This window comes from Catenovulum agarivorans DS-2 (assembly GCF_000568405.1).
Taxonomy (GTDB): Bacteria; Pseudomonadota; Gammaproteobacteria; order Enterobacterales; family Alteromonadaceae; genus Catenovulum; species Catenovulum agarivorans_A.
In genome coordinates this window covers 82,893-93,862 of the sequence record NZ_ARZY01000016.1, presented here as the reverse complement: position 1 = coordinate 93,862, position 10,970 = coordinate 82,893, and the positions used below count along the sequence as shown (strand labels likewise).

At 41.3% G+C, this 10,970-nt stretch carries 8 protein-coding genes; 5 read left to right on the top strand and 3 right to left on the bottom strand.

Going from position 1 to position 10,970, the window contains the following annotated elements:
• Positions 1-513: 513 nt before the first annotated feature.
• Positions 514-1,716, bottom strand: a complete 1,203-nt coding sequence (gene tyrS, locus DS2_RS09895; RefSeq protein WP_035014579.1) for a tyrosine--tRNA ligase — start codon at positions 1,714-1,716, stop codon at positions 514-516.
• A 173-nt stretch (positions 1,717-1,889) separates the two neighbouring features.
• Here tyrS and DS2_RS09890 point away from each other — a divergent pair, with 173 nt between their 5' ends.
• From DS2_RS09890 to DS2_RS09870, 5 genes are all read left to right on the top strand, one after another.
• Complete coding sequence (locus DS2_RS09890) at positions 1,890-3,302, top strand: peptidoglycan DD-metalloendopeptidase family protein (protein ID WP_051479776.1); 1,413 nt, start codon at positions 1,890-1,892, stop codon at positions 3,300-3,302.
• A gap of 9 nt (positions 3,303-3,311) precedes the next feature.
• Complete coding sequence (locus DS2_RS09885; protein WP_035014578.1) at positions 3,312-4,430, top strand: anhydro-N-acetylmuramic acid kinase; 1,119 nt, start codon at positions 3,312-3,314, stop codon at positions 4,428-4,430.
• Positions 4,431-4,501: 71 nt separating this feature from the next.
• Positions 4,502-8,725: a DEAD/DEAH box helicase gene (locus DS2_RS09880; RefSeq protein WP_051479775.1), complete on the top strand. Its 4,224-nt coding sequence runs from the start codon at positions 4,502-4,504 to the stop codon at positions 8,723-8,725.
• Between the two features lie 31 nt (positions 8,726-8,756).
• On the top strand, positions 8,757-9,209 hold the full coding sequence (locus DS2_RS09875) for a CreA family protein (protein ID WP_035014577.1): 453 nt from the start codon (positions 8,757-8,759) through the stop codon (positions 9,207-9,209).
• A gap of 143 nt (positions 9,210-9,352) precedes the next feature.
• Positions 9,353-9,565 carry a Fic family protein gene (locus DS2_RS09870; protein ID WP_051479774.1) on the top strand — a complete coding sequence of 71 codons (213 nt, stop codon included), beginning with the start codon at positions 9,353-9,355 and terminating at the stop codon, positions 9,563-9,565.
• Between the two features lie 145 nt (positions 9,566-9,710).
• On the opposite strand, the gene DS2_RS09865 is transcribed toward DS2_RS09870, so the two are convergent.
• Together DS2_RS09865 and DS2_RS09860 are read right to left on the bottom strand one after the other, a co-directional pair.
• Positions 9,711-10,520, bottom strand: a complete 810-nt coding sequence (locus DS2_RS09865) for a thioredoxin fold domain-containing protein (protein ID WP_035014576.1) — start codon at positions 10,518-10,520, stop codon at positions 9,711-9,713.
• 13 nt (positions 10,521-10,533) lie between these two features.
• A complete protein-coding gene (locus DS2_RS09860; RefSeq protein WP_035014575.1) occupies positions 10,534-10,956 on the bottom strand; it encodes a hypothetical protein in 423 nt (140 codons plus the stop codon).
• Positions 10,957-10,970 lie beyond the last annotated feature (14 nt).

Sequence of the window (10,970 nt, the reverse complement as noted above, 5' to 3'; positions counted from 1 at the left end):
ATGGTCTAGTAATTTCCATATACTGCACCATTCTTGCAGAGCTTTAAACCCCGTGCATACAAGCTCACTCGAAGCATGATTTTCTAAAAACGCTATTCGCCAGTCCCTGCAATATAATCGGCCTATGATTACATTTACCACACAGAACCGCTGTTAATACGTCCATGTACGCTCTCCTTTTCATCCCTGAAAACGACGTTCTGCTTTGGTAAATCTAATCACAGTCCTCTAGTAATTCGTTGTCTTCAAGCAAGCTTTTACCTAACATCTTTATTGCTGCAAGAAAACGGTGTATGTATCAGAAACAATATAAAAGTCAGGAAAGTACTAGAGCAATAACTTAGAGCAAAATCTCTTTTTCATGGATGAAAAAGCGAAGCGTACAGGGACTGTATTCACAGCGTTTTTGCGAAAGTTATGGTCTAGTAATTTCCATATATTGCACCATTCTTGCAGCGCTTTAAACTCCGTGCCTGCAAGAAAACGGTGTATGAACCAGCAACAATATAAAAATCAGGAAAGTACTAAAGTAATTTTAGCAAATTTACGCTTACCAACCTGATAAACCGCTTCACTGCCAACCTCAATTTGCAGCTTATTATCAGCGACTTTCTCACCATCAATCTTAACAGCGCCCTGCTTAATCATCCGCATGGCTTCACTCGTACTCGCAACTAAACCAGCTTCTTTCAACACATTCGCAATACCCTGTGCTTCACCCGCCGACACAGTCACTTCAGGTAAATCATCAGGAATCGCATTTTTTTGGAAACGCTGAATAAAATCTTGTTCAGCTTTATCCGCCGCGGCTTGATCATGGAAACGAGCAATTAACTCTTTCGCCAATTCAATTTTAATATCACGAGGATTTTTACCACCCTCGACATCTTGTTTTAACTGGGCTATTTCCTCAATTGGACGGAAGCTCAGTAAATCAAAATAACGCCACATCAAATCATCAGAAATCGACATCACTTTACCAAACATATCGTTTGGCGCATCGGTAATACCAATATAATTATTTAACGACTTAGACATCTTTTGCACACCGTCTAAACCTTCCAACAATGGCATCATCAAGACTGTTTGTGGTTTTTGACCTTCTTCTTTTTGCAGCTCACGCCCCATTAACAAATTGAATTTTTGATCAGTACCACCTAATTCAACGTCGGCTTCTAATGCTACAGAGTCCCAGCCTTGTACTAAAGGATACAAAAACTCATGAATCGCAATAGGTTGGCCACCGTTGTAGCGCTTTTTAAAATCGTCACGCTCTAACATACGAGCTACCGTTTGACGTGCAGCTAGTTTAATCATGCCAGCAGCGCCTAACTCGTTCATCCACTTAGAATTAAACTCAACGCGTGTTTTAGCCGGGTCTAAAATTTTGAATACTTGTTCTTTATAGGTTTCAGCATTCGCCAGCACTTGTTCTTTAGTGAGCGGTTTACGAGTGACGTTTTTACCCGTTGGATCACCAATTAAACCGGTAAAATCACCAATCAGGAAAATAACTTCGTGGCCTAATTGCTGGAAAGCACGCATTTTATTAATTAAAACTGTGTGCCCTAAATGCAAGTCAGGCGCAGTTGGATCAAAGCCCGCTTTAATTTTTAATGGTTTACCTGATTTAAGCTTTTCAATCAGCTCTTCTTCTACCAAAATTTCTTCTGCACCACGCTTAATTTCTGCTAATGCTGCCTGAATATCGGCCATGATTTACCTACTTTGATTGTTAAGAATTACACTACTGTGCGGAAAAGTTGCCAATACAACGTAAAAGCCCGACATTTTATCTGCCAATTCAGTGAATTTAAAGCTTGGATGCTGGCAAAACGAACAAATTCGTTATATTCTTCGCATGTTTTAGTGATAGAGGTTAAGAAGTAATGCGTGGCCTGACTCGATTTTGGAGCGACTTCCCTACATTGCACAAAGTCTACATCGGCTTTATCAGTTTAGTAATGGTAATTGCGTTATGGTTGCCACTAGAAGACGCGAGCGCGTCTAAACAAAACGATTCCAGCACAACAGCGTTGAAACCTGGTGTGCGTTACGACTTATCAACTTTAGAAGTGGTTGAACCGACTACAGCGCCAGCAGAATCAGAAGCTGAGCCTGAAAGTAGCGACACAGCAGCGCAAGCACCACAAACAGAACAAACATCACCTTCAGCAGCAAATACCCATAACGATGTCGCCGACAACAATGTTAATTCAGCTATAGAATGGCGAAGTGTTAAAATTCGCAAAAACGATAATTTAGCCAAAATTTTTGAACGAAATCGTATTTCAGCGAAAACTTTACTGCAAGTGAGTCAAAGTGGCCCGGCGGCCAATACCCTGATTAATAAGATGCGTCCAGGTCAAACCATCGAACTTGGCTTTTTAGATGATAAGTTTGATCGCTTAATGTACCCATTATCAAAGTTTGAATATATCGAAATAACCTCCGCTGACACTGGTTTTTATGCACAGCAAGTAACGCGCGCCGTTGATACTAAACACGCATTTGCTGCCGCCGTGATTAAAAGTAACTTTTGGAAAGCTGGTGTTCAGGCAGGTTTAAACGATACACAAATTATGAACTTAGCCAATATCTTTGGTTGGGATGTCGACTTTGCATTAGATATTCGCAAAGGGGACAGTTTTACCGTGGTATATGAAGAACTATTGGTTGAAGGTGAACACGCAGGTTATGGCAATATTTTAGCCGCTGAATTTGTTAACCAAGGTGATACGTATGCGGCAATTCGCCATAGCGATGGCAGTTATTACACCCCTGAAGGCAACAGTATGCGCAAAGCGTTTTTACGCGCACCTGTTAACTTTAAGTATATCAGCTCTAGCTTTAACCCTCGCCGACTGCATCCTGTAACAGGCCGAGTAGCGCCGCACCGCGGAATTGATTATGCGGCTCGCACTGGTACCCCTGTAGTTGCAGCAGGTGACGGTAAAGTTATCAAATCAGGTTACAACAGTTTAAATGGTAACTATGTATTTATTCAGCATGGCAAAGAATACGTAACTAAGTATCTGCACTTACACAAACGTTATGTGCGCACGGGTGCTAAAGTTAAACAAAATCAAAAAATTGGTACCGTTGGTGCAACTGGTCGAGTAACTGGGCCGCACTTACATTATGAGTTTTTGGTTAACGGTGTGCACAGAAATCCAAAAACCGTTAAATTACCTAAAGCTTTACCTATTGAATCAAGCGAAAAAGCTGAGTTTATGGCCATTGCGAATAATATGATGTCGTTATTGCAAACCAATAAACGCGTGTTATTAGCGGCCAATTAAGGATGATTTATGCCTTTGTTTATAGGCTTAATGTCTGGCACCAGCGCCGATGGTGTTGATGCCAGCTTAGTTGATATTTGCCAGCGTGACGGCAAACAGGTTATCAATCCTGTCGGTCATTATTATTTACCTTTCCCTCACTCTTTCGCCGATAGAATTCGTGCTTTATACCAAAAAACACTTAACGAAGTTGAAACTGCTGGCGTTATCTCGCAACAATTAAGCGAGTTTTATGCTGCCGCTGTTAATCAGTTACTGCAGCAACATAACTTAACTGCTGAACAGATTTGCGCAATTGGTAACCATGGCCAAACTATTCGACATTGTGTTGACTTTAATCCGCCATTTAGTGTGCAAATTGGCAATCATGCTTTGTTGGCTGAGCTGACAGGTATTGATGTTGTGGGTGATTTTCGCAGTGCAGACATTGCCGCCGGTGGCCAAGGCGCACCTTTGGTCCCTGCATTTCATCAACATATTTTTGCGCGTGAAAATAACAATCAGGTCATTGTTAATATTGGTGGCATTGCCAACATTACTGCAATTGACCAACAAGGCGAGGTTATTGCGGGTTTTGATACTGGACCTGGTAATGCACTATTAAATGATTGGATTTTTAAAACTAAACAACTCAGTTTTGATAAAGATGGTCTGTGGGCATTGAGTGGCAAGGTAAATGAGCACTTACTCAGTTTATTACTCAGTGACGACTATTTTACCCGCCCTGCCCCTAAGAGCACTGGCCGTGAGTATTTTCATTTAGCTTGGCTTGACACTCACTTGGCTAAATTATCCGACAACATCGCAGCACAAGACATCCAAGCAACATTGGTTGACTTAACCGCTATTACCATTATCAACTCAGTAAAAAGCCAATTCGCAAATGCTCAGCTATGGATTTGTGGCGGCGGCGCACATAATCCATTGTTGATGCAAAGATTGGCTTTTTACGCACAAGCCAATTATTCAGTAGCTAGCTCACTGGAAAAAGGCATAGATCCTGATTGGGTTGAATCTCAATGTTTCGCTTGGCTTGCCTATTGTTTTTGCGAGCGGTTACCCGCCAATATCGCCAGTTTAACCGGGGCAAAACGCGCTAAGGTACTAGGATGTTTATATCCTGCTTAATCTTTACAAATATTGAGCATTGTTGGTAAACCTGATAGGTTGAACAAAAAATTGTTCAATTGATACCTTATATGCAAGCCAGTTACCCAATTGCTATATCCAGCAATACGCCTGATGAAATAGAAAAACTTTATCAAGCTTATTTAACCCTGCCGCAAAAACTCCAATGTATTCTGAAAATTTTTGCTGTGGTACACAAGCCTATCGGCCAATCTAAAGTGGCGCAGCTGATTAAGCTTGTGTCTATGCATAATGTGTTTGAGCTTGAAAAAAAACTGACGGGCTTAAACGCGGAAGAAAAAAAGCACTTGGTTGCAGAACAATTTTTACACGTTCAGCCAGACGGGGTGATTTTAAATCGGCGATTGGCTGATAAATTAGTCAACGAATGTATTCAGCAACACTTCTTTCATCAACTTGTCCACTTAGCCGAACAAGTTGTACCTGTGGTTAACCCATATGCATTGCAGCCAGTCAAATACGATCAACAAAGGTTAATTCGCGACTTCTTTTATTTGGGTGAAATGGCAAATGTTGTGCAAATACTTAGCTTTAATGCCAACCCGCAAGTCATTGATTTTGAGCTTAACCAGGTTTTAATTGAGCTACTGTTTATCCCGTTTGAGCTAGATACTATGCTGGCTTTATCGGATGACTTCCAATACCAAGCTTTTGCAACTGTGCTACATAGCCATTTGCAAAATGGCTTTGCAATCGACCACTTGATAGAGCTTGCTCAGCAAGTGCTACAAGCAAACCCACATAATCAAAATTTAACTTACTTGCTGGCCGAGCAATATCTCTACCTTGGTCACTTGGATAAAGTGGCCTCTTTGCTCAGCCCTGATGATACAAGTTGTTATGGGCTACAAATAAACGCAAGCTTAGCCTTTTTAACGGGTAATTTTGCTCAGGCTGAAGCACTTTTTAGCCAAGCGATTAAAGCAAAAAACAAATTTGCTCGACGAAAAAATCAATACTTGGCTGGCATATTTGGTGTGTTTTACAAACTGTGTTTAACCGCTTTGGGCAACCAACAGTCTGCCGACTATTTTAACCTTGCTTTGGAGCAAATTCGCTTTGAGCAAACGGATAAAAAAGGTGTGCTCAACAGCGCCGATTTAACCGCCTGTTTGCACCCTGGATTATTTGCGTTAGCCAATGCGACTAAATATCAGCATCCATCTTCTGCTTTTAGCAATTTGATTGAACAGCACCTTGGTTATTATCATTTGGGTAAAGTCGTCGATTCATTGTTGCGCTGCTGGATAAGTGGCGAAGTTAATCAGTTTGAACATAAAACCCTTGAAGCTGCTAACAGCTTTTTTAATACACTTGGTTATCGCTTATTTACAGAGCTTGCCGAACAACTATTGCGCAATCATGCCAGCTTACCTGATATTTGTTTTTTCCCCGATGCGGTAAAAGCTAAAGCATCATGGGATATTGCACTTGAAAAGTTGCAAGCGTTAGGCAGTCAACAACAGCCAGCTCAAGCAGAAAACACGCTTTCAGCTAACCAAGCCAGACTGATTTGGGAGATGCATATTTCGCGTTACCAAGTTGAGTTAAAACCACGAGAACAAAAGCACAACAAAAGTGGCTGGACTAAAGGTCGCGCCGTTGCTTTAAAAAAGCTTGCTGAAACACCTGAAGCTTACCCATATTTGTCTGAGCAAGATTTAAAAATTTGCCAACAAATTCAAGCTTACGAAACTTGGGGCAGGTATGGCAGTGTCCAATTTGAGTTAGAAGGTTTAAATGCATTGCAAGCAGCTGTTGGCGCGCACAATCTCTATTTAGCCGATGACCTGTCAGCACCGATTGAGTTGGCACAAAAAGATCCTGAACTGCTGATTAGTCAACAAGGTCAGCAATTATGTTTAAGCATTGCGGATTTACCTCAATTTAACGGCGATAAAAACAAAGCTTATTCACTAAAACAAATTAAACCTGAGATTTATTGTTTAACTGTATTTAATTCAACTCATTTGCAAGTTGCTGAAATTATTGGCGAAGGCGGATTGTTAATCCCGGTTGAAGCCAAAGAGAAAGTACTTGCGAGTATTCGCGCTATCGCGCCTTTGTTAAATATTCAATCGGATTTAGCTGAGCTCAATACAGGTTTAACCAAACACGATAGTGATAAACATTTGGTGATTAACATTCAGCCTTTTCAGCAAGGTTTGCAGTTTGACTGTGTGGTCATGCCATTTGGTGAACAAGGCCCTGCGCTCCAGCCTGGTGTAGGAAGCGCCAATATCACTACTGAAATTAACGGCGAGCGCATAGCAACCCAACGCGATTTAATAGCTGAACAAACATTGTTAGATAAACTCGACCAAGCTTGTTCTAGCTTTTTAGCTATGGCCGATACCAAACTCATTTTAGCCGAGCCGCAAGATGCTCTAGCGACACTAGAACAACTCGAACACTTGGTTAAACAACCACTTGCTGATTTACCCCTTAAATTACGCTGGCCAAAAGGTAAAAAATTATCATTGAGCCAGCCACTTGGCAGTGAAAACATGCAATTGGCAGTTAATAAGAAAAATGAATGGTTTGAAATTTCGGGTGAGCTCAAAGTTGATGAAGAACAAGTTATCGAACTGAAAAAACTGCTGCAATTAGTCAGCTCTAGCAATGGCCGTTTTATTGAACTAGACCAACAACAGGTCTTGGTTTTATCAGACGATCTACGCCGACGTGTGCAAACTTTAGCGCACAGCACAGAGGCGGGTAAATTTCACCCGCTTGCCAGCATACAAGTGGCCGAAGCCACACAAGGTATGCGCTTAAAAACCTTGCATGCTTGGGAAACGCAAACACAAAAAATGTATCAGGCGAATAAGATAACCCCACAAGTTCCGAGCACTTTACAAGCTGAGCTGCGCGATTATCAGCAAGTCGGGTTTGATTGGGCCAGTCGCTTAGCGCATTGGGGCGCAGGTGCTTGTTTGGCCGATGATATGGGCTTAGGTAAAACGTTGCAGGCGTTGGCTGTGTTGTTATCACGCGCATCACAGGGGCCGAGTTTGGTTATAGCTCCGACCTCGGTTTGTTTTAATTGGCAACAAGAAGTGGCTAAGTTCGCGCCAACTCTCAATGTAAAACTATTTGCTGATCACTCTGGTGATCAACAAAGGCTGTCTTTATTAGAAAATTTGGCTGAATTTGATTTAGTTATCATCAGCTATGGTTTGTTACAACGTGAAAGCGACAAGCTTGCCAATGTCAGGTGGCAAACGATTATTGCCGACGAAGCACAGGCATTAAAAAATCCATTAGCCAAACGCAGTAAAGCGGCGTTTCAGTTAAAGGGGGAGTTTAAGATGATCACAACTGGTACGCCAATTGAAAATGATCTCACCGAACTCTGGAGCCTATTTAAATTTGTAAACCCTGGGTTATTGGGTAATTTGAAAGAATTTGGCCGCCGATTTATTCAACCTATTGCAAATGCAAAGGAGGATAAAATCGCGGCTCATAAAGCACGCCAGAGTTTAAAAACCTTAATCGCGCCGTTTATTTTGCGCCGCATGAAAAACCAAGTATTGACTGAGCTACCTCCTCGCACTGATATTAATTTAGCCGTCGAGCTTTCTAGTGACGAGCAAAACTTTTACCAAGCTTTGCGCTTAACCGCGATAGACAATATTAGCCAAGCTGCGGCGAATAGTAATGCTGCTGAGCATAGAATAAAAATGCTTGCTGAGTTGACTAAATTACGCCAAGCCTGCTGCAATGCTAAATTAGTTATGGCTGAAAGCACCATACCAAGTGCCAAACTAGCAGCGTTAGATGAGTTGCTGGATGAGCTACAACAAAACAAACACAAGGCCTTGATTTTTAGTCAGTTTGTTGGCCATTTGCAGTTGATTAAACAGCATATTGAAAATAAGGGGTTAAGCTACCAATATTTAGATGGCTCAACCCCACAAAAACAGCGCCAACAAGCGGTAAACGCTTTTCAAAATGGCGAAGGTGATGTATTTTTGATTAGCTTAAAAGCTGGTGGATCAGGGTTAAATTTAACCGCGGCAGACTATGTTATCCATATGGACCCTTGGTGGAACCCCGCTGTTGAAGAACAAGCATCCGACCGTGCTCATAGGTTAGGCCAACAAAGACCTGTCACCATTTATCGACTGATTGCAAAAAATACTATTGAAGAAAAAATTGTCGCGCTGCATCAAAACAAACGTGACTTGGCGGATAAGTTGCTTGCAGGCAATGAACAAGCACTCCCCTTGTCGGTTGAAGATATGCTGGCAATGTTAAAAGAAACTTTTTAGGCTAGGTATTAACATAAAAGTAAGGATGTTTATGAAAAACGTATTTTTAATTGGATTATTAGCAGGCTTACTTTCTGCCTGTTCAGACAAAGAAGTTGGTGATGTTTCTTTGGGTTTATTTACCACTAAAGATATCAAAATTTCATCTCTGCAAGATCCATTAGTGCCTGGCGTGACCTGCCATGTTGCGTCTATTGAAGCTGATTTAAGCTTGTCTGATCCAAGTGATAGTTCAATCGCTTGTCGTCAAACAGGTGAAATTACCTCAGAAATGCTGACGAACATAGATAAAAGCAAATCTGGAGATGTGGTGTTTAAACAGTCAAAAAGCATCTTTTTTAAGACGATGAAAGTGCGCCGCATTTATGACGCAGAAACCCAAACGCTATTGTATTTGAGCTATACCACTAAAGAGACAGATGGCAGTTTTAAACATAGTTTGTCAACCGTGCCATTGTGGGGAACCGCGGCGTATGTTGAGTAATAAAAATTAGGTGTATACTTATCGGCGTTATTTTAAGTAAATATGAACTTACATGGCAAATTTTCAAGAATCACATTGGCAAATGACACCTAATAAACCTCTCGCGATTCAACTAGCGAAACGTGATCTGACAGCTTTGGTCTATGACGCAGTTAACCTTGTTGGAAGCGCATTGGTCAGAAATTCAAAATCTTGTTGAACAGTACTGTGATATATACGACCAAGCCATTGTTGCTTTTTTACAAATGGCACGCGCCCAATTTTTTTGGGACGTCAACAAACGTACAGGTCGTTTTATGATGAATGTATTTTTACGCTCGTGTTTAGATCAACGAATTGTCAGAAATTTTCTATAACTCATCACAAGCAAAATCATCACATTCAGAGCACCTAGCTATGTGATTTAAACACATAATATAAATGGTTAGAAACCTAATCTTAGGCCGAATTGGTGATTGATAAAAAGCAAGGTTTGCTTTGAGCGAACTTAAATGTGCTCAGCTATAAATACATATGTGTACCATTGCGCTCAATGACTGAGCTACGTGATAAATGCAAACTATCCGCAAACATCAGCATAAATAATTGTTGTTGTGTTTGATATTGCTGAATTTTCTGCTGAAAACACTCATCTGTACTTTGACGGCATCCTAACAACTGAGGGTTTTTCACCAGTACACTGGTATCGGCAATGACGTATTCTGGCTGGTATCGTTTTAGTAATTCAGTGGTTTTGCCAGCATCTTGTTCGGCGATTAACAATATTAGATTTTTCGCTTGCCAAGCTGGTAGTTGCTGCAGCTGGGTAAAACGTTGCCAGTCGGGTTTAACCCCAAATACACTAGCAGCAGTCGATTGTTGATATTTTAGCAATTGCGCCAAAGCGACCTTTTGACCTTGCAAATAAAAACTCGGTACCGAGTTAATTTGATAGGCATCGACATATTGGGTATTTTGCGCCATTAAATCACTGCGTAAAGCGCCATTACACTGTGGTTTTTGCCGCTGTTCAACTGCGGCTAATATCGCTTCACTCACTGGCCGTTGGCATTGGAAAAACTCACTACTTCGCTGTTTGCTAGCAGAGCCTAAAATTGGTGCCCAAAATAGATAAATATTGTATCCAACTAACTTATCGAGTTTTGGGATCACCTTAATACAGTATGGGCAAAATGGGTCTTTAAATACGAGTAAGTTAGGCCGATCAGCGCGCCAGCCATTTAGCAAAAATGCTTGATCGGCAATTGGGTCTGGTATTGGCATAACCTGCTGCGCACGCGCTGGTGTATACCAAGCCACCAGCAATAACATAACTGTAAGCCAGCTAATTAGCCTGCTGAATATTGTTTTGCTCATTGCGCTGTTGCATTTGCTGCAAAGCAATTGGTAATACAAGTTCATTATACTCTGCCAGTTTTTGATGAAGTTGTTGTTCTATTTGCTGCTTTTTATATTTATCGGACAAGTTTGAATCTAACTCAGCCATTAACACTTCAATTTCCGCTTGTTTTGCTGCGGCTTGTTGTTTCAACATTGTATCGCTCGCCGAATGAGTATCACTTTGCTGTGCTTGTTGAACTTGTTGTGTTGGCAACCGCTCAATCTCAGGCGTTGCTGCTGGTTCAAGCTGTTTGTTAGTAACAGGCGAGCCTTGCTCCGTAGTTGGATCATTCGGCCATAATTGGTAGAGCAACAGGCTAACACATGCGCCCATTATCACTATGAATATTGCTTTTAACTTTTTCATATTAATCACATATT

Bases quoted from the DNA above. Each gene is read 5' to 3' on its own strand.
- DS2_RS09885 (WP_035014578.1), top strand. From the start codon at position 3,312: ATGCCTTTGTTTATAGGCTTAATGTCTGGCACCAGCGCCGATGGTGTT.
- DS2_RS09865 (WP_035014576.1), bottom strand. From the start codon at position 10,520: ATGTTATTGCTGGTGGCTTGGTATACACCAGCGCGTGCGCAGCAGGTT.
- tyrS (WP_035014579.1), bottom strand. From the start codon at position 1,716: ATGGCCGATATTCAGGCAGCATTAGCAGAAATTAAGCGTGGTGCAGAA.
- DS2_RS09890 (WP_051479776.1), top strand. From the start codon at position 1,890: ATGCGTGGCCTGACTCGATTTTGGAGCGACTTCCCTACATTGCACAAA.
- DS2_RS09870 (WP_051479774.1), top strand. From the start codon at position 9,353: ATGACGCAGTTAACCTTGTTGGAAGCGCATTGGTCAGAAATTCAAAAT.
- DS2_RS09880 (WP_051479775.1), top strand. From the start codon at position 4,502: ATGCAAGCCAGTTACCCAATTGCTATATCCAGCAATACGCCTGATGAA.
- DS2_RS09860 (WP_035014575.1), bottom strand. From the start codon at position 10,956: ATGAAAAAGTTAAAAGCAATATTCATAGTGATAATGGGCGCATGTGTT.
- DS2_RS09875 (WP_035014577.1), top strand. From the start codon at position 8,757: ATGAAAAACGTATTTTTAATTGGATTATTAGCAGGCTTACTTTCTGCC.